General features: G+C 58.1%; 23 protein-coding genes and 1 pseudogene. 10 read left to right on the top strand and 14 right to left on the bottom strand.

Translation table 11 applies throughout. The features are described from left to right. Positions 1-16: 16 nt before the first annotated feature. The 6 genes and pseudogenes from adrA to IEX01_RS00785 all read right to left on the bottom strand — a co-directional run bounded on the left by adrA (position 17) and on the right by IEX01_RS00785 (position 4,786). Positions 17-1,117 (bottom strand): diguanylate cyclase AdrA, encoded by a 1,101-nt coding sequence (gene adrA, locus IEX01_RS00810; protein ID WP_024555681.1) that lies wholly within the window; start codon positions 1,115-1,117, stop codon positions 17-19. 103 nt (positions 1,118-1,220) lie between these two features. Then, positions 1,221-1,535, bottom strand: coding sequence for a PsiF family protein (locus IEX01_RS00805; protein ID WP_024560713.1), 315 nt, complete (start codon positions 1,533-1,535; stop codon positions 1,221-1,223). A gap of 190 nt (positions 1,536-1,725) precedes the next feature. Beyond that, positions 1,726-2,071 (bottom strand): annotated as a pseudogene (locus tag IEX01_RS21465) (alkaline phosphatase); the annotation flags it as partial. A gap of 139 nt (positions 2,072-2,210) precedes the next feature. After that, a complete protein-coding gene (gene iraP / locus IEX01_RS00795; protein WP_024555678.1) occupies positions 2,211-2,471 on the bottom strand; it encodes an anti-adapter protein IraP in 261 nt (86 codons plus the stop codon). A gap of 230 nt (positions 2,472-2,701) precedes the next feature. Then, a complete protein-coding gene (locus IEX01_RS00790; protein ID WP_024555677.1) occupies positions 2,702-3,922 on the bottom strand; it encodes a multidrug efflux MFS transporter in 1,221 nt (406 codons plus the stop codon). A 165-nt stretch (positions 3,923-4,087) separates the two neighbouring features. Next, on the bottom strand, positions 4,088-4,786 hold the full coding sequence (locus tag IEX01_RS00785; protein WP_188723108.1) for an extensin-like domain-containing protein: 699 nt from the start codon (positions 4,784-4,786) through the stop codon (positions 4,088-4,090). A gap of 132 nt (positions 4,787-4,918) precedes the next feature. Between IEX01_RS00785 and ddlA the strand changes: the two genes are divergently transcribed. Continuing rightward, positions 4,919-6,019: a D-alanine--D-alanine ligase gene (gene ddlA / locus IEX01_RS00780; protein ID WP_024555675.1), complete on the top strand. Its 1,101-nt coding sequence runs from the start codon at positions 4,919-4,921 to the stop codon at positions 6,017-6,019. Between the two features lie 3 nt (positions 6,020-6,022). Here ddlA and IEX01_RS00775 read toward each other — a convergent pair whose 3' ends face one another. Continuing rightward, positions 6,023-6,244, bottom strand: a complete 222-nt coding sequence (locus IEX01_RS00775) for a DUF2754 family protein (protein ID WP_024561063.1) — start codon at positions 6,242-6,244, stop codon at positions 6,023-6,025. Between the two features lie 267 nt (positions 6,245-6,511). On the opposite strand from IEX01_RS00775, the gene IEX01_RS00770 reads away from it, so the two are divergent. Continuing rightward, positions 6,512-6,817 (top strand): DUF2755 family protein, encoded by a 306-nt coding sequence (locus IEX01_RS00770; protein ID WP_024555673.1) that lies wholly within the window; start codon positions 6,512-6,514, stop codon positions 6,815-6,817. On the opposite strand, the gene IEX01_RS00765 is transcribed toward IEX01_RS00770, so the two are convergent. The 3 genes from IEX01_RS00765 to IEX01_RS00755 all read right to left on the bottom strand — a co-directional run bounded on the left by IEX01_RS00765 (position 6,814) and on the right by IEX01_RS00755 (position 9,976). Further along, complete coding sequence (locus IEX01_RS00765) at positions 6,814-7,935, bottom strand: DUF1615 domain-containing protein (protein WP_034882052.1); 1,122 nt, start codon at positions 7,933-7,935, stop codon at positions 6,814-6,816. The two genes, IEX01_RS00770 and IEX01_RS00765, sit on opposite strands and share 4 nt — an antisense overlap. A 115-nt stretch (positions 7,936-8,050) precedes the next feature. Next, positions 8,051-9,268 (bottom strand): peptide antibiotic transporter SbmA, encoded by a 1,218-nt coding sequence (gene sbmA / locus IEX01_RS00760; RefSeq protein WP_024561065.1) that lies wholly within the window; start codon positions 9,266-9,268, stop codon positions 8,051-8,053. A 153-nt stretch (positions 9,269-9,421) separates the two neighbouring features. Next, a complete protein-coding gene (locus IEX01_RS00755; protein ID WP_188723107.1) occupies positions 9,422-9,976 on the bottom strand; it encodes an isochorismatase family protein in 555 nt (184 codons plus the stop codon). A gap of 206 nt (positions 9,977-10,182) precedes the next feature. On the opposite strand from IEX01_RS00755, the gene ampH reads away from it, so the two are divergent. The 5 genes from ampH (at position 10,183) to olsF (ending at position 15,732) form a co-directional block, all read left to right on the top strand. Next, complete coding sequence (gene ampH / locus IEX01_RS00750) at positions 10,183-11,340, top strand: D-alanyl-D-alanine-carboxypeptidase/endopeptidase AmpH (protein ID WP_024555669.1); 1,158 nt, start codon at positions 10,183-10,185, stop codon at positions 11,338-11,340. A 153-nt stretch (positions 11,341-11,493) separates the two neighbouring features. Then, positions 11,494-11,988, top strand: coding sequence for a 2-oxo-tetronate isomerase (locus IEX01_RS00745; protein WP_024555668.1), 495 nt, complete (start codon positions 11,494-11,496; stop codon positions 11,986-11,988). Positions 11,989-12,092: 104 nt separating this feature from the next. After that, complete coding sequence (locus tag IEX01_RS00740) at positions 12,093-12,572, top strand: carboxymuconolactone decarboxylase family protein (protein WP_024555667.1); 480 nt, start codon at positions 12,093-12,095, stop codon at positions 12,570-12,572. A 103-nt stretch (positions 12,573-12,675) separates the two neighbouring features. Continuing rightward, entirely contained in the window at positions 12,676-13,653 is a 978-nt protein-coding gene (hemB, locus tag IEX01_RS00735) for a porphobilinogen synthase (RefSeq protein WP_024555666.1), read from the top strand. A gap of 363 nt (positions 13,654-14,016) precedes the next feature. Next, on the top strand, positions 14,017-15,732 hold the full coding sequence (gene olsF, locus IEX01_RS00730; protein WP_188723106.1) for a bifunctional ornithine lipid synthase OlsF: 1,716 nt from the start codon (positions 14,017-14,019) through the stop codon (positions 15,730-15,732). A gap of 29 nt (positions 15,733-15,761) precedes the next feature. On the opposite strand, the gene melR is transcribed toward olsF, so the two are convergent. Continuing rightward, on the bottom strand, positions 15,762-16,694 hold the full coding sequence (gene melR / locus IEX01_RS00725) for a transcriptional regulator MelR (RefSeq protein WP_024555664.1): 933 nt from the start codon (positions 16,692-16,694) through the stop codon (positions 15,762-15,764). Positions 16,695-16,931: 237 nt separating this feature from the next. Between melR and IEX01_RS00720 the strand changes: the two genes are divergently transcribed. The 3 genes from IEX01_RS00720 (at position 16,932) to IEX01_RS00710 (ending at position 20,042) form a co-directional block, all read left to right on the top strand. Further along, complete coding sequence (locus IEX01_RS00720; protein WP_188723105.1) at positions 16,932-18,284, top strand: alpha-glucosidase/alpha-galactosidase; 1,353 nt, start codon at positions 16,932-16,934, stop codon at positions 18,282-18,284. Between the two features lie 82 nt (positions 18,285-18,366). Beyond that, the gene (gene melB, locus IEX01_RS00715; protein ID WP_188723104.1) at positions 18,367-19,785 is read left to right on the top strand and encodes a melibiose:sodium transporter MelB; all 1,419 of its coding nucleotides are present in this window, start codon (positions 18,367-18,369) and stop codon (positions 19,783-19,785) included. Positions 19,786-19,787: 2 nt separating this feature from the next. Continuing rightward, entirely contained in the window at positions 19,788-20,042 is a 255-nt protein-coding gene (locus IEX01_RS00710) for a SemiSWEET transporter (RefSeq protein ID WP_024555661.1), read from the top strand. Positions 20,043-20,113: 71 nt separating this feature from the next. Here the strand turns inward: IEX01_RS00710 and asr are convergent, their stop codons facing one another. The 3 genes from asr to mmuP form a co-directional block, all read right to left on the bottom strand. Then, positions 20,114-20,509 (bottom strand): acid resistance repetitive basic protein Asr, encoded by a 396-nt coding sequence (gene asr / locus IEX01_RS00705; protein WP_024555660.1) that lies wholly within the window; start codon positions 20,507-20,509, stop codon positions 20,114-20,116. A gap of 159 nt (positions 20,510-20,668) precedes the next feature. Further along, entirely contained in the window at positions 20,669-21,607 is a 939-nt protein-coding gene (gene mmuM, locus IEX01_RS00700) for a homocysteine S-methyltransferase (RefSeq protein WP_188723103.1), read from the bottom strand. After that, positions 21,594-22,997, bottom strand: a complete 1,404-nt coding sequence (gene mmuP / locus IEX01_RS00695) for an S-methylmethionine permease (RefSeq protein ID WP_188723102.1) — start codon at positions 22,995-22,997, stop codon at positions 21,594-21,596. The genes mmuM and mmuP overlap by 14 nt, the downstream gene beginning before the upstream one ends. Positions 22,998-23,273 lie beyond the last annotated feature (276 nt).

Here is a 23,273-nt window from a genome sequence, read left to right as displayed (position 1 = left end):
CGGCAAACGAGGAGGATCAGGCGGCCACTTCAGTGCGGTTGCGGCCCGCTTTTTTGGCTTTGTAAAGGGCGTTATCCGCCGCTTTCAGCCATTCGCGGTAGTGGGTCATTTGCGGCGTGAGCGGCGCCACGCCTACGCTTATGCGCACCCGCAGATCCGGCGCGGAGTCAAAGCGATAGTCATCAAGATGTTCATGCACCCGGTGCATGGCGGCGATGGCGCTCTGCACCGACGTGCCTGTCATAAACACCGCAAATTCGTCGCCGCCAAAGCGGCCGATAACGTCGGTGGTGCGTAACGTGAGCTGTAAATGCTGCGTGATGGCAAGAATCGCTTCATCGCCGACATCATGCCCGTAGGTATCGTTAATCGTCTTGAAGTGGTCGAGATCGATTAACAACAGCGTGGAAATGCGCTGATAGCGTCGGCAGTTGTCGAACTCGTTATGCAGCAGATGCTCCCAGTGGCGTCGGTTATAGACGCCGGTCATGCCGTCGCGGGTACTGAGAAGCTGAAGCCGACGCTTGCGTTCAGCCAGGTTGATGGCGGTGCGGTAGGTCACAAAGCCAAAGAAAACCGGGTAAATAAGCAGCGCGGGCAGGCAAACCCACATCTCAAGGGGCGTGGTGGTGATATCCACCGGCAGGTTAATTATCGCAATCGTCGTAAAGCAGGCCGCCGCTTGCAGCAACAGACCGACCAGAAACAGCTTTACGCCCCCTGCCCCCATATTATTCATGTTGACCATCATCAGAATAAGTATGGAGGGCAGCGCGTTGAGCCCAATTGCGCCGATCCAGACGCCGCCCATCACTGAATCGAACGTCAGGTTACGCTGTTCGGCGGCCATCGGGTTCGCGGCGCGGTCCGCCAGCAGCCAGGCGACATGCGGCCAGATAAACGCGTAAATCGACAGCACCAGCCACCACCACGCGGAGAGCGGCTGGGTGAGCAAAATGGGGGCGAGAAAAAGAAAGCTGATGCCGTGGCCTACCGTGCGCGGCAGCCAGATGCGGCGTGCGAAGCGTTGCCCGGAGCGCAGATAGTCATCCGTAAAGCGAGCCTGTTGGCGGGCCTGCCAGGAGGTCCATCGACTAAATATTTGTTGTTGATTCATTTTTTCGGGACGGTTTCGCAACATTTCCCAAAGTATAAGGAGGCGGCAAACGGCCCGAGTATGAAATTTCGGGTGAGCGGTTTTAGCCACTCACCCATATGAACTACCAGCCAGATTGCGCCATACAGTCGCCTGCCGCGCGGCGGCGTTCGTCGCCATCCAGCATCTGCGTCTGCGCGCTGCATTTTTTCATTTGCTGCTCACGCGGCGTAAGGCTTTTATCGCGAGGCGCGCTCTGGCGATTTTGCAGACAGTTGCGAATATAAACCTTGCGGGCGTCGCCGGTGATTTGCGCGGCGGTGGCCTGCTGATTGCAGACGGTGCGCGATGGCGGAAGCAGAGCGCCGCGCTCGGCGCTCCAGGTCGGCGCTGGAGAGAGCATCCCCATCACCAGCACGGTAAGCAGCGTGGTTTTCATTGTTTCTCCTGCAAGCGATAGCCGCACTTTAAGCCTGGTCAGGAGAGCGGAGGAAAACCACCCGCCAGCGTCAGGAATGTCTGCCCGGTAGCATTTTTTATTACAGGCCGGGGGGTTCCTGATGCACAAGCGCGGGCTTGATCGGTTATGCACGCTACAGCGGCCGCGTGCGGGATGTTGTCAATTTTCACGCCGCGGCGCAAGCGGCGGCGCCAGTAATGAAGCCGGGCTTATGGTTTGCTTATCAAGGAGATAGCGGGTGTACTGGTCGGTCAGCGGCAGCGCGGCAATATCTTTAAAAAAGCCGCCGGCACCCTCGGCGTCATTGCGCGCTGCCGTTATTTCCGAATCATCGATACCATCGTCAATTCACAGAATACTTTTTTGCTGGCCGATTATTTAATGAGGCGCCAACGCTTCAGTTTTATCGCTCGTCAGACGGCGCGCGCCGGCTGGCTGAGTAATATCACCTCGCGCCGCCCGATTATCGAGCCCGGACGGTTTGCATGCGCGACACTGGCCACAACACAATTCAACGATGATATTAAGGCAATTGCTATCGCGCACTTTTTCACCCTATTTTCGACCTTTAAAAGATAAAAAAGAAATAACAACAGCGCGACGATAGAATCAAATTATGACGGCATCATGACGAACCATGATGCCGTTAACAGACTAGCTTCTGGGGTGCCGTAAAAGCTTTTTTACATATTGGTTGAGTAATTCAGTGTCGCGATGTGGAACTTCGCTCGGCGGGGTTGCTTCCTGCAAGGCTCCCTCAATGCCCTGAATCAGCGCTTCCTGCTCTTTCTGCTCCATCCGGCGCAGCATGGCAGTCACGATAATTTCCAGTGCCTCGACCTGGGCCACCAGCTCTTTTGACTCTTCCTCTTTTTGTGCAAGCTTTACCAGCAATTCGGCAATAAGATTTTTCATAACCCAATTCCCTTAGTTAATACCGGGGGGAAGTTATCACCCCGTTTCAAAGTTGCAAAGTAAAAATGAACCAATTTTTATATTAATTTAATGGAAGTGTGGTTCAGAACAAAAAGCAAGCAACAGCGAAACGTTTTTGTTATTTAACTTAAATTCCTGGCACAGATATGCAAAAAAAACCCTTCTTTTTTCTTATTGTTATTAAGTAAAGATTAATGCAATACATTTCATTAAGTTAAGTCCTGCTTTCGCTGCAAGGCGCTTAACTGCTGCTGGCGCAGCGCACAGGCTAACTGAACCACATTCACCAGCACCACCAGCGCGGTGGCGATAAAAACCCAGCGATAGCCCGCCATCGCCGAAATGCCCGCCCCCATCAGCGGCCCCAGCACGTTGCCCAGATACATAAACGACTGGTTGTATCCAAAAATGCGTCCTGTTACCTGGTCGCTTGAATACTTCACCAGCAGCGTCTGCACCGCAGGCAGCATGGCGCCGTCGGCGAAGCCGAGCAGAAAGCGCAGCACGGCGAGCTGGGTTGGCGAGGTGACAAAGGACATGGCGAAAAAGAGCGCGACGGCGAAGATAAGCGTCGCCATCAACACCCGGGCGGTGCCGATGCGGTCGCCAAGCTTGCCAAGACGCGGGGCGGAAAGCAGCGCCGAGACGCCCGGCACGGCGGCGATCATACCGCTCAGAAAAGCGATATTGTCACTCTGCGGCGAAAGCGCCTTAATAAATAGCGCCAGTATCGGGCTGATGGAGCCGTTGCAAAGCTGGATAACCATGGTGGTAATAAAGAGACTGATAACCAGCCCCGGATAAGGCAGCGAGGCGAAGACCGCCTTGCCGGAAAGGCGCTGGGCTTTGCTGCCTGCAGGACGCACGCCTTCTTTTATCAGCAGCAGCGTCACCAGGAAACTTATCATCAGCAGAAGCGCGGTCACCAAAAAGACGGTGCGCAGACCAAGATGGTCCGCCAGAAAACCGCCCATCAGCGGGCCGCAAATCACGCCGCTGATTTGCGCCGTGGAGAGGGTGCTGAGCGCCCAGCCGCTGCGCTCGCGCGGCACTTGCGAAGCCACCAGCGCCATGGCGTTGGGAATATAACCCGAGGTCAGCCCCATGATGGCCCGCAGGAAAAAGAGCTGCCAGACGTTGGTGGCGAACGCCTGCAACAGAATCGCTATCGCCATGCCGAGGGAAGCGCGCAGCAGCATCAGCTTGCGGCCTTTGCGGTCGGCCAGGCTGCCCCACATGGGAGAGACAATCGCCGAAACCAGAAACGTGACGCTGAAGGTTAAGCCCGACCACATCGACAGGGCTTCATGAGAGGTCACACCCAACTGGGCGACATAGAGCGGCAGAAACGGGAGGATTTGACTGATGGCGAGGCCGGTGAAAAAGCAGCCGAACCAGACCGAGATAATATTGACCTTCCAGGATTCCATACGCCCGCGACAAAAAGAATTAAATGAATAAGCCCACCATACCAGCCGCCCGCTTCCGGCGCGTGGCATCCCTTGCGCTCTGATTCATTTCAGGATTTTATCTTTCAGAAGGAGTTATTTGTGATATTTATCACATAAGCCGCCGTCACTGCCGCACTTTCCTCTTTAACGGCAGATGCCGAACCCCCGCATGCCCAGGTGAAAATGGTTGGCATGGGCGGCGTTATAGTCCGGCCCCAGCGAATTGCCGAAGAAAGGACAGCTCTGGTCGAACAGCGCGCGCAGCGTTTCTCCTCGCGCGTTTTGCTCGTTCCACCCTTTCAGCACGGTGATGTGCTGACCATTGGCGAAACGAAAGCCGCTGATATCCAGCGCGTCCGCCGTCGCGTGCTCACTTAACCGCGCGCCGGGGCGGTTGTAGATATTGCGGCAGGCATAGCTGCCTAAATGATCGATGCGCGTCAGCTCGCTCTTCATAATGGAAGCGGCAACGGGCTTTGCGCGCTGCTGGACATACATGGCGCTGCTTAGCGCCAGCGGACAGCTGGCGAGAAACGAACTGCTGAGCCGCACGTCGCCAAATTGGGTGACGCGCACCGGCGCGTCGAGCGGACATTTTCCCGCTACATTATTTTGCTCGCGAAAGCTAATCATGCCCTTGTCGCTCGCCTGCCTGAGGATGGCAAGGCAGGCCTGCGGCTCGCTTGCCATCTGGCGCAGCTTATAGCGAGTCACCATGGTGGGCGGGTCATCGGGCGAGAGCGGCGCAAAGGGGTTGTACCAGGCGGGAAGCCAGTTATACAAGCTGTACGCGATAAGCGCCGCTACCCCGACTCCCGCCACCACACCTCCCGCTTTCGCCATGCGCTCTCCCTTTTTCTGACCTGAATCCTGAGTATAGCCGTCGCTTTCCAGCGTACCGCAGGAAGCGCATGAAACGCGCCTTATCGCGTGCTATGTTGTCAGCTTTCGTAAGCATTCAGGATGGATTGTGTGATGGCAAAACTGCGCGTGGGCATCGTCTTTGGCGGAAAATCGGCGGAGCATGAAGTGTCGCTCCAGTCGGCGAAAAATATCGTCGACGCCATTGATAAAGAGAAGTTTGAGGTTGTACTGCTGGGAATTGATAAACAGGGCCAGTGGCACGTCAACGAGGCGTCCGGCTACCTGCTGAACGCCAACGACCCGGCGCGCATCGCGCTTCATCGCTCAGAGAAAACCGTCGCGCTGGTGCCAGGCCAGACCGAAGCGCAGTTAATTGAGGCGAACAGCCGTCAGGCGCTGGATCAGGTAGACGTGATTTTCCCCATCGTGCACGGCACGCTTGGTGAAGATGGCTCCCTGCAGGGCATGCTGCGCATGGCCAACCTGCCGTTCGTCGGCTCCGGCGTGCTCGGCTCAGCGGTCAGCATGGATAAAGATGTCGCCAAGCGGCTGCTGCGCGACGCGGGCTTAAACGTGGCGCCTTTCGTTACGCTCACCCGCGCCAGCCGCAACCGCGTGAGCTTCAGCGAACTTGAGCAAACCTTCGGCCTGCCGCTGTTTGTGAAGCCCGCGAATCAAGGCTCATCCGTCGGCGTAAGCAAAGTGACCAGCGAAGCGCAGTTTCACCAGGCGGTGGCGCTGGCCTTTGAATTCGACCATAAAGTGGTGGTGGAACAGGGCATTAAAGGACGTGAAATCGAATGCGCGGTGCTCGGTAACGACGAGCCGCAAGCGAGCACCTGCGGCGAAGTGGTCGTTAACGACGAGTTCTATTCTTACGACACCAAATACCTTGATGACAAAGGCGCACAGGTGGTGGTGCCCGCAGCCATCACGCCGGATATTAACGATACGATCCGCGCCATCGCTATCCGCGCTTATCAGGCGCTGGAGTGCTGCGGCATGGCGCGCGTCGATGTCTTTCTGACGGCGGATAACGACGTTATTATTAACGAAATCAACACGCTGCCAGGCTTTACCAATATCAGCATGTATCCCAAGCTGTGGCAGGCGAGCGGCCTTAGCTACCAGGCGCTGATCACGCGCCTGATCGAGCTGGCGCTGGAGCGCCACCGCGCCGACAGCGCGCTGAAAAGCGCCATCACCCGCTAACGGTTATTCTTTTGCCGCGTCCGGTTTCTCTTCTTCCGGACGCCGGCGAATAATCAGCCCCGCCAGCCAGAAGCCAATCACCCAAGTCACCAGCCCGACGGCGTAGTTTTGCCAGCCTTTTGTCTCAACGCCCAGCAAGCCGATAATTCCATTGAGGATAAAAATAAGCCCGATCGCGAAAGCATAATAATGCCAGTCGCGGCGGATTTTCACAGGCAGGTTCATTGCGGCTCCGGAGGAAAAAAAGCCATCATCGCATATCCTTTTCAGGCTGTCTGTGGCACGGATCGCGGCGGATGGGGAAAATCTGAAATGTTACCTGTTGATTAATAAAGTTACGTAAATGTGAGTATCGACATAAAACTGACATCCAGGAGTAATCCACCCCTGAAATTACCAGAAATCCGATATTGACATTTGTTAACTCCTGTCAAACTCACCTCTAGTCAGCTGGCATAACGCCAGCGTGCAGGTATACCCCTGGAGGTCTGTATGGCAGAGATTATGTTGTCGAAACCTGGCTTCGCCAGGAAAAAACGCGAAACAACCCTGCCTGGCAATATCGCTTATGCCGTGTTTGTGTTGTTCTGCTTCTGGGTAGGCGCACAGATTCTGAACCTGCTGGTTCATGCGCCAGGCGTGTTTGACCATCTGATGCAGATGCAGGAGAACGGCCGCCCCCGCATTGAGATGGGGCTTGCGGTGAGCACGCTGTTTGGCGTGGTTCCCTTCCTGCTGGGTTGTGTTATGGCTGGCGCCTTTGCGCTTTATCTGCGCCTGCGCCAGCGCTTTTTCTAACCCTTCTTCATACAGCGGGCCCGGCGATCGTCCACGCGTTTAGCAAACCAGGCGGTGGTTAAATTGCGGGTAATTTTCGGGCTTTCCAGCTGAATGCCGGGCAGCATCTCCCTCGGCAATTTTTTGCCTGCCTTTTGTTCAGCCAGCTTATACACCTTCTGGTAAAGATCGGTCTCTTCAAAATCCAGGCTGTCGCCTTTGCTGAGCGCGCGGTGAATGGCGCTGTCGCTCATGCCGATTTTGCCGGCGAGCTTGCGTACCGCCAGTTCCGTACTGCCCGGCTCGTCGCTGTTATAGCGAATCAAATCGCCGTCGAGCGCCAGCTTCACGCCGCTCGCCTTGCTGACCGCGTTCTGGAAAGCGGCGTTACGGCTGGCGTACCAGCCCGCGTTAAAGTCCGCAAAGCGGTAAAGCGGCTGCGTGTAGTTCGCCGGATAGTTAAGCAGATGATAGGTGCCAAACCAGAGGCCGCCGCGCCGGGTAAACACCTCCTGGCGCACCGTGCCCTCCATTTTGTATGGGTAGCCGCGCTCATGCTGCTCGGCGAAAGCGATGCTTACCTGCATCGGCCCGCCGGTATGCACCGGGTTAAGGTTGCCAAACAGGGTCTGGCCGAGCGGCACCATGCCGATAAAATCGTCAAAAATGGCGCTCAGCTGCTTTTCCGTTTTCACCTTATCGAGCCGCTCGCTGTAGCTTTTGCCGTTGGGGGATTTAATCAGCAGCGCCGTGCGCACCACGAAAGCCGGAATATGCAGCTTCCCGGCGCGGCGCTCAATCTCCTTCCAGGCGATGTTGTTGAGGCCGGGCACCGTCGGGTCCGCCTGATAGTTCGCCTCCTGTTCCGCCACGGCCAGCACGGAGCAGATGTTCTCTTCGGTAGCGGGCAGCTTCTGGCTTTCAAAAGCGGTGGCGATATCTTTCGCCCAGCCGTCGCGGTCTTTCACGCTTGCCGGCATTTTCTGTTTCACCACGCTCTTCACATCCAGCGGCTTAACCTTTTCCGCCGTTGGTTCGCTTTTTTGACTGGTACAGCCCGCCAGCGTGAAAAAAGCGGCCAAGCCAAGCGTGAGGGCGCGCCGCGACGGGCGGGCTATCGGGGGAAGCGCGTTTTCCATACCGTTCCTGTTTCGTTTTAAAAGTCCGCCCGAGCGTAACATTTTCGCAAAAAGCGGAGAATCGGAATCGGCTGGCGTAACGGCATAAAAAAACGCTCCCGAAGGAGCGTTGAGGTTACAGCGCCTGCTGCGGCTCGTTGAGCGGCTCGTTATCCAGCTCGCGCTCGAAGCTGCGCAAACGCTTATAGATGGACATCAGCTCCACAAGCGTCGTCCAGGAGCTAATCAGATACTGGAACGCGCCGCGCACCTGGCCGAAGACGTTGTTGATCTGCTGCATCAGGCCAAGCGTGATAGCGCCCGAAACAATAGACGGGAAAAGCAGGAACAGGCCAAACACGTTATCCACCTGCAGATACAAAATGCGGGCGATGTTGAAATACATGTAGTGGAAATAGAGGCGGAAGTAGTTGCGGCGCACGTTGGCGAACAGCTCGCTCACGGTTGGCGGGCTGGCGCGGGTCGGGTCATCTTCGCCGTAGACCAGCTCTTTACGGTAAGCGGCTTCCACGCGCTGGTTTTTAAACTCCAGCCCCGGCAGCTTAATGCCCACGACCGCCAGCAGCCCCGTACCGAGCAACGACCAGACAATCGCCGCAATCACCAGACCGTAAGGGATATGCCCGATAATCGGCAACTCCTGCACGTGAGGCGACAGCGCCACCAGCACCGGCAAGAAAGCGATAAGCGTCATCACCGCGCTGATAAAGCTCACGCCCATATCTTCAAGCGTGGTGGCGAAGCGCATGGTGTCTTCCTGCACGCGCTGCGCGGCCCCTTCAATGTGACGCAAGCGCTGCCAGTGCGCCATGTAATATTCGTTCATCGCCGTGCGCCAGCGAAACACGTAATGGCTGATGAAAAAGTTATTCAACACGCCGACCACCACGGCAATCAGCGCGATGCCGAGGAACACGCCAACCTCATGGTAAAACTGCTCGATCTTAACCTTATGGGGCGCGCTTAACGCCGTCTGGATGAGATCGTAGAACGGCGCATACCAGGCGTTGACCGCCACGCCCACTTCCACCAGAAACCAGGTCACGAAAATAATCAGCGCCGAGCCAAGAATCGACCAGTGCTGCCAGCGGTGCGGGCTGTAGAGCATCCAGAAGAGCGCAAAAACCCCTACGCAAAGCGCGTAGTACGCGTAGAAGACCAGATAATTCACCGACCAGAAGCGCGCCGCGCTGATGGGGACCTCTTTTTCAGCGCCAGCAAGACGCAGCAGCCAGTCGCCGCCGCCCGCCTGCCAGAAAATGACGGCAAGCATCGCCCAAATAAAGGCCGACACAAAGAAGGCGGTCGGCCGGGGGAAAAAAGATTTAAACATCACTTCACTCCTGCACTTCTGATTGTTATCGCGTTGCTGCGCTTCATCTTCGCCGTTTTTAACCACGGAGGGCGTTAGCTTACCTAAAACCGTCCGTAAGGCGCGGTGAATGTTGTTGCTAAAAATAAAAGGCGCCAGACCGCGCTGCGCCTGTTAAGACAAAACGGGAAAAGGTGAGTTCGTCCGCCACGCGTCAAGGATAGTTTGGGTGGGAAGCACCTGCGGCGGATTAGCCGGCGCAATGAACGAGCGCCAGACATCGTTGTAGTGACGGATAAGCACGTCCGCTGGCGCTGCCGGACGGTCGGCGGTGGTATGGGCGTCTTCTGCAATGGTAATGCGATAACCCCGGCTGACGCCGTTTTTGATGGTGGCGTCCACGCAGTAATCTGTCGCGCAGCCGCAAATCACAAACTCATCGATGCTTTGCTCGCGCAGCAGCGCATCGAGCGACGTATTATAAAACGCGTCGCAGGCGCTTTTCGTCACGTAAAACGCCCCTTCAGGCTGGTTAAGCTCCGCCAGCAGCGCAAACGCCTCGCTCCCTTCCGGCAACGCTTCCTCATCGGCATGCTGAATAAAGATAACGGCGTCAGCCGCCTGCGTCAGCGCATTGATGCGCGCCGCGCACGCTTCGCGGTTAAGCCGCGGCGTGGCGAAGACGCCGTTTTGCATATCAACAACCATAACGATACGTCGGGTCGGCATGAGAGGCTCCACAATGAATTAAAAGGGAAGATTGTAGCCTGGCGCAACGTAACGGTGAAAAAGAGTATGAGGGGAGAAAAGAAAAAGTGCTGTGGTTACTCATCGTTACGCTTTTTCGCGTTTTATGTCGCTAATCGGCCCTTTGCACAACGGCGCAGAGTAGTATAAATAGCCTTTACCCCTTAATAACTGTATGGATCCGTCCGTTGAAACGTTGCTTGCTTTTTCTCGCTGCGCTGAGCGCTGCGGTGTTGCCTGCGGCCCAGGCTGCCCCCGCCTCGCCTGACCCGGTATTTGCTTCCGAAATCGTTGACCGTTATGCCAATCATATTTTTTATGGCAGCGGCGCCACCGGCATGGCGATGGTGGTTATCGATGGCAACCAGCGCGTCTTTCGCAGCTTCGGCGAAACCCGCCCCGGCAATAATGTGCGCCCGCAACTCGATTCGGTCATCCGTATTGCTTCCCTGACCAAACTGATGACCAGCGAAATGCTGGTAAAGCTGCTCGACCAGGGCGTGGTGCAGCTTAACGATCCGCTCAGCAAATATGCGCCTGCCGGCGCGCGCGTGCCCACTTATCAGGGCAAGCCGATTACGCTTGTGAACCTCGCCACTCACACCAGCGCCCTGCCCCGCGAGCAGCCCGGCGGCGCGGCGCACCGCCCAGTGTTTGTCTGGCCGACCAAAGAGCAGCGCTGGAACTGGATTAGCCAGGCGAGCCTGAAGGCGGCGCCAGGCTCTATCGTCTCTTATTCCAACCTGGCGTTTGATCTGCTGGCGGATGCGCTTTCGCGGGCGGCGGGCAAACCGTATCCCCAGCTTTTTGAAGAGCAGATAACCCGCCCGCTCGGCATGAAAGACACCACCTTCACCCCGTCGCCCGACCAGTGCAAGCGCCTGATGGTGGCGGAAAAAGGGGCCAGCCCCTGCAACAACACGCTGGCGGCCATCGGCAGCGGCGGCGTGTACTCCACGCCTGACGACATGATGCGCTGGATGCAGCAGTTCCTCGCCTCCGACTTCCATTCACGCGGCGCGCAGGCGGACCGGATGCAGACGCTGATTTACCAGCGCGCGCAGTTCGCCCGCGTGGTCGGCATGGATGTGCCGGGCCGGGCCGACGCGCTGGGGCTGGGCTGGGTCTACATGGCGCCGAAAGCGGGCCGCCCTGGCATTATTCAAAAAACCGGCGGCGGCGGCGGCTTTATTACCTATATGGCGATGGTGCCGCAAAATAATATCGGCGTTTTCGTGGTGGTGACCCGTTCGCCCCTAACCCGTTTCGTGAACATGAGCGACGGCGTTAACGATCTGGTTACGGAACTGAGCGGCAACAGGCCTTTGCCAACGCCCGCCTCCTGAATGCCTCTACGGCGCGGGGTGTCAGCCTGCGCCGTTTTTTACGCCTCCTCCCCTTCCCCACAAGAAAAGCGCGTCAATACCCCGGCCTCGCCGCTCCGTTAATGGCCAGAGTGTCATCTATACTCCTTAGGGTTCTGGTTACAGGAGATAAAAATGAATGATGCTATCGAACGCGCTACCACTAAAGTCAGAGAGTACCTTCGTGCGAAAGGCCTGAAGCTTGCCACGGCAGAGTCATGCACCGGCGGGCTTATCGCCTATTCGCTGTGCGCCACCGGCGACACCACCGATTTCTTCTCCAGCGGCTTTACCACTTACACCAATAAAGCGAAGCAGAATATGCTGGGCGTCAGCGAAGAGACGCTGCGCTTGTACACCGCCGTCAGCGAACAGACGGTAAAAGAGATGGCGCAGGGCGCGCGCGACCGCTCCGGGGAGGATGTCAGCCTGTCGGTCAGCGGCTACGCCGGGCCGGACGGCGGCGAAGACGGCACGCCCGCGGGCACCGTCTGGTTTGGCTGGGCGCTAAATGACGGTCGCGTGGTGGCGGAAAAGCGTCATTTTAACGGCGACCCAAAAACCGTTATCGACCAGGCGGCGGCCTTCGCCCTGGAACGTTTAATCGAACTGCTTAAAGAGCAAGAGTAACCCGCCTTATGGTCTGCCTGTAAACTCAAAACATGGCCCTGTAAGGCAGACCATACTCCCGGCACAATGACGCCAGTTCATTCAAACACGTCGGGAGAATCACCATGTCACAACGTCTTAACTACTTCCAGGCCGCGGGCGATCTGGCGAAAAAGTGTATGGAGCTCAGCGCCGCGCTCAACCAAAAACCGGTCATTAAAGAGCTGGGGCAGCTTATTATGCTGCGCGCTTCTCAGCTTAACGGCTGCGCCTTTTGCGTCGATATGCACGTAAAAGAGGCGAGAATGCACGGCGAGCGCGAGCTGCGTCTGCATCATGTCGCCGTCTGGCGCGAATCCACGCTTTTTTCCGCCCGCGAACGGGCGGCGCTGGCCTGGACCGAGGCGCTAACCCGCCTGACCAACCAGGAGGTCTCTGACGAAGAGTGGGGCGCGGTGCGCGAGCACTTCAACGAAGAAGAGATTGCGCAAATCAGTTTCCAGATAGCCGCCATCAACAGCTGGAACCGCATGGGCGTGGCGTTTCGCGCGACTCCCGGCTCCGCCGACGCGGCTTACGGGCTGGATAAAGCGGGCCTGAATTAACCCTGCAGGGCCAGGGATGGCCGTTTAGCGACCATAATCGTAAAACGTCGCGCAATAAATCGGGTAAAATAAGGGTCTTTCTTGCAGACAAAAGATAACCGCCATGTCCGATTTCTCCCTGATTTCCCGTCCGCGCCGCCTGCGTAAATCTCCTTCGCTGCGCGCTATGTTTGAAGAAACCTCGCTGAGCCGCAACGACCTGGTGCTGCCAATCTTCGTTGAAGAGGGGCTGGATGATTACAAACCTATCGCTGCGATGCCGGGCGTCGTGCGCATTCCGGAAAAATACCTCGCCAAAGAGATTGAGCGTATCGCCAACGCGGGCATCCGCTCGGTGATGACCTTCGGTATCTCCCACCACACCGACGAGTGCGGCAGCGACACCTGGAATGAAAACGGCCTGGTGGCGCGCATGTCCCGCATCGCTAAAGACGCGGTGCCGGAGATGATCGTCATGTCTGACACCTGCTTTTGTGAATACACCACCCACGGCCACTGCGGCGTGCTGTGCGACCACGGCGTGGATAACGACCAGACGCTGATTAACCTCGGCAAGCAGGCCGTGGTGGCCGCACGCGCGGGCGCGGACTTTATCGCCCCTTCCGCCGCGATGGACGGCCAGGTAAAAGCGATTCGTCAGGCGCTGGACGCGGCGGGCTTTACCGACACCGCCATCATGTCTTACTCCACTAAATTCGCCTCGTCTTTCTACGGCCCGTTCCGTGAAGCGGCGGGCACCGCCCTGAAAGGCGACCGCAAAACCTACCAGATGAGCCCGATGAATCGCCGCGAAGCGATTCGCGAGTCTCTGCTGGATGAGGCGGAAGGCGCGGATGCGCTGATGGTGAAACCGGCAGGCCCGTATCTGGATATTCTGCGCGATATCCGCGAACGCACCGCCCTGCCGCTCGGCGCCTATCAGGTGAGCGGCGAGTACGCGATGATCAAATTCGCCGCGCAGGCGGGCGCGATTGATGAAACCAACGTCGTGCTGGAAAGCCTGGGCGCCATTAAGCGCGCCGGCGCGGATCTCATCTTTACCTACTTCGCGCTCGATCTGGCCGAAAAAAACATTATCTGATGCGTTAAAAGGCGGCTTACGGGCCGCCTTTTTTATTAAGCCCCGCCATTGTCGTTTTTTAACGATCGTTTTTGAGCTTTTTCGCTTACCAACTCGTCTGAATGCCTTACCAGCCTTGCGTTTTACGGGCAGAACCTCAATGGTTAACAATTACGCTACAACACATATTATCTTTCGCCATAAAGTCGTTATTCCAGGCTAAAGAGAGGTTATTTACGCCCATTTGATGACCCATTCGCGTCAAAAAGCGTTAAGCGCTCTTTTTTCGCTGCGCTCACGCTGTGACGTTTCCTTCATGGTGCTGACACGGCGCCGTCATCTTTTCTCGTTATGTTCACCTCGTTAACGCGAGGAGAGCCTGGCATGTTCAGTATCGATAACGTTCTGCACGACCTTAACCCCCACGGCAACACCGCCCCCTGGCTAAAGCGCGTATTAAAAAGTCTGCTTCACGAAGAGGAATTCCGGCTTTTCGCCGACCGCCACCGTCACCTTAAAGGGCTGGATATGGTGGAACAGGTGCTGGAACATCTGCAGATCCGCTGCGACATCGCGGCAAGAGAGCTTGAGCAAATTCCCGATCGCGGGCCGCTGGTGGTGGTGGCGAACCATCCCAACGGCACGCTTGACGGCCTGCTGCTGCTCTACACGCTCTCCCGCGTGCGGCGGGATATCAAAGTGGTGGCTAACCGCATGTTGAGCCATCTCGAACCGCTCTCTTCGCTCTTTATCGCCGTGGATAATCTGGGCAATCGCACCCGGAAAAGCGCCATTAAGCAGATGGAAGCGCAGCTTGAGCGCGGCGGCGTGCTGATCTTTTTCCCGGCGGGCGAAGTGTCGCGTCCGGCGACGCAGGGCATTGTGGATAAAGCCTGGAACCCGGGCTTTGTTAAGCTTGCCAGCCGCTATCGCGCTACGGTGCTGCCGGCGTACCTGGCCGGGCGCAACAGCCTCGCTTTTTACGGCGCCTCGCTGCTCTCTCCCACGCTCGCCATGCTGATGCTGATTGGCGAAATGTTCCGCAAGCGCGGCGCCACGCTGCCTGTGCGCATCGGCGAACGCATCCCCTGGACTTGCTGGCATGAGCCTGACGCCGCGGCGAAAGAGACGGCGGCACGCTTTCGCCGCCATGTGCAGCAACTGGGTAAAGGCCGCAAGGGCGTTTTTAACAGCGAATGCGCTATCGCCAGACCGGAAGACCGCGCCACGCTGCGCCACGCGCTGGCGCAGGCGGAAGTGTTAGGGCAAACCCCCGACGGCAAGACGATTTACCTCTGGCAGCGGCGCGGCGCGGAAGAGGCGCCGGTGCTGCGCGAACTGGGCCGCCTGCGGGAAATCGCCTTTCGCGCGGTGGGCGAAGGCAGCGGCAGACGCCGCGATATCGACCGTTACGATGACGACTATCAGCACCTGATCCTCTGGGATGACGCGGCGCTGGAGATAGTCGGCGCTTACCGCTTCGCCCCCTGCGCCGGGCTGGTGGCGCAGCATGGCTTTGACGCGCTCTACAGCCACACGCTCTTCCACTATGACGAGCGAATGAAGGCGATAGTCAGCCAGGGTATTGAACTGGGACGCAGCTTTATTCAGCCGCAATACTGGGGACGTCGCGGGCTGGATTATCTGTGGAGCGGCATCGGCGCTTATCTGGCGCGTTATCCGCACTACCGCTATCTTTTTGGACCGGTCTCTATCTCCGGCGGGCTGCCGCCTGCCGCGCGCGATTTGCTGGTAGCGTTTTACCGGCTCTGGTTTCCGGCCCCCGAGGCGCTGGCCGCCTCCCGTCGCCCTTATCCCGTTTCGCTGCCCGAGGCCCTGGCGCAGTTCAGCGGCGCAGATTATGTGGAAGATCTGACGCGCCTGAAAACGCTGCTCGGCAATCTCGGCTGCGGCATTCCGCCGCTCTATAAGCAATATTCGGAGCTTTGCGAACCCGGCGGCGTGCAGTTTATCGACTTCGGCAGCGACCCGGCGTTTAACGACTGCATTGACGGGCTGGTGCTGGTGGACTTAACGCGCCTTAAAGCGTCGCGGCGCGAGCGTTACATCAGCGCCCATCAACGCGCGGCGGACGGTTAAGACAAACGATGCGCTGACGCAGCGCCAGCCTATGCCAGTTCGTTTCCCCGTCGCCGCAGCTGGCTCAGCTTGCGGTACTTTTGCGGCGTCATGCCGACATATTTATTGAAGGTGCTGTAAAAACGGCTGCTGGAGCCAAACCCGGCGGTCAAGGCGATATCCAGAATGGTTTTGTCCGTATCGCTAAGCAGCGCGCGCACGTGGTTGATGCGCATGGCGGTAATGTACTGCTTCATGGTGAGCTGCATGACGCGCTGGAAAATCCCCATCGCATAGTTGGGATTGAGCTTTACATGCTCGGCAATCGCGTCAATGGTCAGCATCTGATCATAATTAACGGCGATAAATTCCAGCATCTGGCTGACGTAAAACTGCGCGTGCCGCGAGACGCTGTTTTTATGGGTGCGCGAGGTTTTGTTCACCAGAATCGGCTGCCAGCCGGAGAGGCTAAAGCGCTTGAGCATCAGGCCGATTTCATCTATCGCCAGCTGGTGTATCTGTTCATTATCGCTGTTGAGTTCGTTCTGCCAGCGCTGCACCTCGAAGGCGCTTAACTGCTGGGCGGCCAGCGACTTAATCACCATGCCGTGAGTAACGTGGTTAATAAGTTCGCGATCGAGCGGCCAGGAGAGAAACAGGTGCATCGGCAGATTGAAAATCGCCATTTGCGTGCAGTCGCCAGGCCGCGTCAACTGATGCGGGGTACAGGCCCAGAAGAGCGTGATGTAACCCTGTTTAATGCGCACCACTTCATTGTTTATCAAATACTCCACGTCGCCGTCGAACGGCACATTCACCTCCACCTGTCCGTGCCAGTGGCTGGCGGGCATCGCGTGCGGCGGGCGCAGTTCAACTTCCATCCGCTGATATTCTGAATAGAGCGACAGCGGGCCGCGGGTCTCTTTCTCATCGCCGCTGCACATATCCGGTCTTGCCGGGGATGGCGTCGTTAGTTTTCCCATCTTCTCCCTCTTTCCTGGATTCTCATTTTCATGCAGCGGATGCCGGCTTGCTCTTCCAGTTTAGCCAGTCGGGTTGCCGTTAACTCTGCTAAATCGTCTCTTTTTTCCCGAAACCTCAGATCCCGCGCGCCGCATGGCGCGATCTGAGGTTTCGGGAATGCCCTGCCGGGAAGAGAGCGGATAGCGCAAAAAGGGCGTGCCACGCTAAGCAGACATCACCACACCAGGGAGAAAGCTATGTCCGCTCCAAAAATTACCTTTATCGGCGCCGGTTCCACGGTTTTTGTGAAAAACATCCTCGGCGATGTCTTTCAGCGTCCCGCGCTGAAAGCGGCCCACGTCGCGCTGATGGATATTGACGCCGCGCGGCTGGAAGAGTCGCATATCGTGGTCCGTAAACTGATGGACTCCGTCGGCGCGCACGGGCAGATAAGTTGCCATACCGACCAGAAAAGCGCGCTTGCCGACGCCGATTTTGTCGTCGTCGCCTTCCAGATTGGCGGCTATGAGCCCTGCACCGTCACCGACTTTGAGGTCTGCAAGCGCCACGGCCTTGAGCAAACCATCGCCGATACGCTCGGCCCGGGCGGCATCATGCGCGCGCTGCGCACCATTCCGCACCTCTGGCGGATTTGCGAAGAGATGACGGAAGTCTGCCCCAACGCCATCATGCTCAACTACGTCAACCCCATGGCGATGAACACCTGGGCGATGTATGCCCGCTACCCGCACATCAAACAGGTTGGGCTGTGCCACTCGGTACAGGGCACGGCGGAGGAGCTGGCGCGGGATCTTGACCTCGACCCGGCTTCCCTGCGCTATCGCTGCGCCGGCATCAACCATATGGCGTTCTATCTGACGCTTGAGAAAAAGTGCGCGGACGGCAGCTACGTCAGCCTCTACCCGGAGCTGTTGCAAGCTTATGCCGAAAAACGCGCGCCGAAGCCTAACCTGCACGGCAACCCGCGCTGCCAGAACATTGTGCGCTACGAAATGTTTAAAAAGCTGGGCTATTTCGTGACCGAATCCTCCGAGCATTTCGCCGAATATACGCCCTGGTTTATCAAACCCGGACGCGAGGATCTGATAGCCCGCTATCAGGTGCCGCTGGATGAGTATCCAAAACGCTGCGTGGAGCAGTTAGCGAACTGGCGCAAGGAGTTAGAGCAGTTTAAAACGGCCGACCGCATCGACGTGAAACCCTCGCGCGAATACGCCAGCACCATCATGAACGCCGTCTGGACGGGCGAACCGAGCGTGATTTACGGCAACGTCCGCAACGATGGGCTTATCGACAACCTGCCGCAAGGCTGCTGCGTGGAGGTGCCCTGCCTCGTGGACGCCAACGGCATCCAGCCGACCAAAGCAGGCCGCCTGCCCGCACATCTGGCCGCCATGATGCAAACCAACATTAACGTGCAGACTCTGTTGACGGAGGCGGTGTTGACGGAAAACCGCGATTACGTTTACTACGCCGCGCTGATGGATCCGCATACTGCCGCCGTTCTGGGTATTGAGGAGATCTACGCGCTGGTGGACGACCTTATCGACAGCCACGGCAGTTGGCTGCCCGCCTGGCTGCACCGCTAATGCCTGCACGGCAGCCGGGCCAACGAGCCCGGCTGCTTTCGCGCTCCCCCTGCCCGACACTGAAAGAGGCAATCGGTACCCTATGAGTATTTCAATGACAACAAAGCTCAGCTACGGATTCGGCGCGTTTGGTAAGGATTTCGCTATCGGCATCGTCTACATGTACCTGATGTATTACTACACCGATATTGTCGGCCTGTCGGTCGGCATGGTCGGCACCCTGTTTTTGATAGCCCGCATTCTCGATGCGCTGGCGGACCCGATCATGGGCTGGATTGTGGAGTGTACCCGCTCACGCTGGGGGAAATTCAAGCCCTGGATCTTGATTGGCACCCTGACGAATTCCGCCGTGCTCTACATGCTGTTCAGCGCGCACCACTTCGAAGGCGCGACGCAGCTGGTATGGGTCTGGGCGACCTACCTGCTGTGGGGTTTTACCTACACCATCATGGATGTGCCGTTCTGGTCGCTGGTGCCGACCATCACGCTCGACAAGCGCGAGCGGGAACAACTGGTGCCCTACCCGCGCTTTTTCGCAAGCCTTGCGGGCTTTGTCACCGCAGGCGTGGCGCTGCCTTTCGTAAATGCGGTGGGCGGTGCGGATCGCGGTTTCGGCTTTCAGATGTTCACGCTGGTGTTGATTGGCTTCTTTGTGCTTTCCACCTTCGTCACCCTGCGCAACGTGCATGAGGTTTACTCTTCGGATAAACAGGCTGGCGCCGGGAGCGACACGATGGGCCTGAAGCAGATGCTGATGCTTATCGTTAAAAACGATCAGCTCGCCTGTCTGCTGATTATGGCGCTGGCCTATAACACGGCGGCCAACATTATCGACGGCTTCGCCATTTATTACTTCACTTACGCGCTCGGCAATGTCGACCTCTTCCCGTACTACATGTCTTATGCGGGCATCGCCAATTTGCTTATCCTTATCCTGTTTCCGAAGCTGGTGAAACTCTTCTCGCGGCGGATTTTATGGGCCGGGGCGTCGATATTGCCGGTGCTGGGCAGCGGCGTACTGCTGTGGATGGCGATGACGGGTTTTACCCATGCGTTCATCATCTTGCTGGCGGGCGTGCTGTTTAGCATCGGCAAAGCCTTCTTCTGGGTGTTGCAGGTGATTATGGTCGCCGACACCGTGGACTACGGGGAATATAAACTGAACGTGCGCTGCGAAAGCATCGCCTATTCGGTGCAGACGCTGGTAGTCAAAGCGGGCGCGGCGTTCGCGGCGTACTTTATCGCGGTTGCGCTTGGTCTTATCGGGTATGTGCCGAATGCTGCCCAGTCCGCCGGCACCCTGATGGGGATGCAGCTTATCATGCTGGCGCTGCCTGCGATCTTCTTCCTCGTTTCGCTGCTGGTTTACTTCCGCTTCTACAAGCTCAATGGCGATCTGCTGCGCCGCATTCAGATCCACCTGCTGGATAAATACCGGCATGTCGATCGGTCGCCGGCGAAGCCGGATCGGGCGGTCACGGCTGAACAGGTCGGGGCGTAGGTATGGAATGGGTGAAGATAATCGGGTATCTGGCGGCGAGCCTGACCACGCTGTCGTTTCTGCCGCAGGCGATAAAAGTGCTCACGACCCGCAATACGCAGGGTATTTCGCGGATGATGTACGCCATGTTTGTCTGCGGTCTGGTGCTCTGGCTGGTGTATGGGATGTTGATTAACGACATCGCGGTTAGCGCGGCCAATCTGCTGACGCTGCTGCTGGCGTTGCCGATTCTGCTGATGACGCTGCGCCGGGAGTAAGCGCGGCTGAAACGTCACAAAAAAACACCCGGCGAGCCGGGTGTTTTGCGGGGGGAACAAACGAATGAAACTTATGCGGCAGGCTGGGCAGCCGGTTTAGCGGCAGTATGTTTTACCGCTTTTTTGTGATGCTTTTTAGCCGCCTGCGCTTTCTGCTCTACCGGTTTCTGCTCGGTGGTGGCAGCCGCTTTTTTGTGGTGCTTTTTAGCCGCCTGCGCTTTCTGCTCTACCGGTTTCTGCTCGGTCGTGGCAGCCGCTTTTTTATGGTGCTTTTTAGCCGCCTGAGCTTTCTGCTCAACGGCTTTCTTGTGCGCTTTCTTATGGTGCGTTTTCGCAGCCGGGGCTTTCGCCGGCGCGGAAGTGGTGGCGGTGGCAGCCGGAGCCGGCGCAGCAGCGTTATCTGCAGCGAAAGCGGCGGCGGACAGGCCCATGGTCGCAGCAACAATCAGTGCTAATACTTTTTTCATCTCTTTACCCTCAACGTTGTTTTGTTCGCTACCCCACTGCGGGGCCGTTGAAGTCACTATAGAGAAGCCGCGCCGCCGCTTCCGTGAGTGATTGGTATCGGCGTGTAACCGAATGTACAAGGCGGGAGAGCCGCCCCTTTCGGGGCGGGAAAAGCATGTTTATGCGCTACGTTGACGGGCAAGCGCGGCGATATCCTGCGGCGTGGTGCGACAGCAGCCGCCAATCAGCTTCGCGCCCGCTTCCCGCCAGGCGGGCAGGTAGTGTTCAAGCGTATGGCAGGCGTGGCCGCGGTGGCGCCAGGTTTTACTTGCCGCGTCATACTCCTCGCCGGAGTTGGGATAAACCACCAGCGGCAGCGGCGTTAAGCTGTGCAGGTGAGAAAGCGCGGCGGTGGTTTTCTCAAGGGCGATGCAGTTAATGCCGAGCGCCACAATCTGCGGATTATCCTTCAGCGCTTCCACCACCTCGCCGAGCGGCGAACCGTCGCTGATGTGCTCGCTGTCGCGAAGCGTAAACGAGAACCACGCGCGAGCGGCGGGAAACTCTGTCAGCAGCGCGGCCAGCGCCCGCGCCTCGGCCAGCGACGGCAGCGTTTCGCAGGCCAGCAGATCCGCCCCCGCCGCCAGCAGCGCCGCAACGCGCGGACGGTGGAACGCGTTAAACGCCGCTTCGCTAAGCTGGTAGTCGCCCCGGTATTCCGCGCCGTCGGCAAGAAAAGCGCCATACGGCCCTACCGAGCCCGCCACCAGCAGCGGCGCAGCCTGCGGCTGTTCTTTAAGAAAATCCTCCCGCGCCTGGCGCGCCAGCTCCACGCTGCGGGCTATCAGCGCGCAGGATTGCGCTTCATCCAGCCCGCGCGCGGCAAAACCTGCGGGCGTGGCCTGGTAGCTCGCGGTGATGGCGCACTGCGCTCCGGCGCGAAAGTAATCCAGATGCACCTGGTAAATCAGCTCCGGGTTTTCCATCAGCACTTTCGCTGACCAGAGGCTGTCCGCCAGGTTGCAGCCGCGCGCTTCAAGTTCGGTGGCGAGCGCGCCGTCCAGCACGACATAAGGCTGCTGGCTCAACAGCGCATTTAAAGGATTATTCAGTGGCATGGCGCGGTTCCTCACGGGTCTGACGCGTTGAAAAGGCGTGCGTAACATAATAGGCGCCATAGCAGAGCGCAACAAAAGGCAGCCCGCACCACAGCGCAATGCGCTGGCTCGGGTCAAACGCCAGGCCCACGCAGGCCACCAGGCAGAGGATAAAGCCCAGTATCGGCGTCAGCGGGAACCACGGCGCGCGGTAGTGCAGTTCATCAAGCGCGCGCCCCTCGGCCAGATGGCGGCGGCGGAAAAGGTAATGCGACGCGCAGATGCTCAGCCACACCGCCACCACCGCGAAGCCGGAAATGGCCGACAGCGCGACAAACACCGTATCGGGCGCGATAACGCTTGAGAGCAGCGCCAGCACGCCGCCCAGCATGCTCACCGAAAGCGCGGTCAGCGGCACGCCGCGACGCGTCAGGCGGGAAAAGCAGCGCGGCAGCGTGCGCTCGTTAGAGAGCGACCAGAGCATGCGCCCGGAAGCATACAGCCCGGAGTTCGCCGCCGACAGAATCGCCGTCAGGATGACAAAGTTAAAAATGTCCGCCGCATACGGGATGCCGACTTTTTCAAACACCAGCACGAACGGGCTTTTCACCACGCCCGCCTGGTCCATCGGGATGAGCGCCGCCAGCACCAGCACAGTGCCGATAAAAAAGATAATCAGCCGTGCGATGGTGGTGCGGATAGCCACCGGCACCACGTGCTGCGGATTTTCGGTCTCGCCGGCGGCGATGCCGATAAGTTCGGTGCCGGAGAAGGCGAAGTTCACCGCCACCATGGTCATCAGAATAGGCAGCACGCCGTGCGGGAACCAGCCTGCCGCCGTGAGGTTGTGCAACAGCGGCGCGGGCGAGCCGTCTTTCAGCGGCAGCCAGCCAAACATCGCCGCCCCGCCGAGCACGATAAAGGCGATAATGGTAATGACCTTAATCAGCGAGAACCAGAACTCCCCTTCGGCGAAAAGCCGGGTGGAGAAAACGTTGAGCGCAAAAATCATCACGCAGAACACAAGGCACCAGATCCAGACCGGCACCTGCGGGAACCAGTACTGCATGCAGAAGCCTGCGGCGGTAAAGCTTGAGCCGAGCGCCACGGTCCAGGTAAGCCAGTAAAGCCAGGCCACCGTGTAGCCCGTGGCCGGGCCGAGGTAGCGCGCGGCGTAAACGTGAAACGCGCCGGTTTCGGGCATGGCGACCGCCAGCTCGCCCAGGCACTGCATTACCAGCCAGACTACCAGCGCGCCGATAAGATAGGCCAGCAGCGTGCCCGCCGCCCCGGTGGTGGAAATAATGTAGCCGGTGTTGAAAAAGAGCCCGGTGCCGATCACGCCGCCGAGCGAGAGCATCACCAGATGGCGGGTTTTCATGGTGCGTTGTAGCTGTTGCGATTCCTGCATGTCACCTTCTATACGTTCAGACGTCTAAACATCCATAAGCGAACGTTATACCGACATGCGCGACAAATTGCAAAACCGCCTGTTTTCTCAGACGTTACTCTGCCTGTTTTCTGCGCGACTGCGCTATTTTTCGCGTTTCGCTTAGCCCTTACCGTACATACTTCGCAACATCCCTTTCTGGCGAAGCCCTGAGGCCATAGCTACCTTTAAACCACTATAACGAGAACGCATCCCGTCGGGAAAAGACGTTCTCATCAGCTGCGGCGCCGTTCGCCG

Origin of the sequence: Franconibacter daqui (assembly GCF_014644275.1) — a bacterium.
Classification (GTDB): domain Bacteria; phylum Pseudomonadota; class Gammaproteobacteria; order Enterobacterales; family Enterobacteriaceae; genus Franconibacter; species Franconibacter pulveris.
The sequence above is the reverse complement of the archived record's forward strand: the minus strand, read 5'-3'. Positions and strand labels throughout refer to the sequence as shown.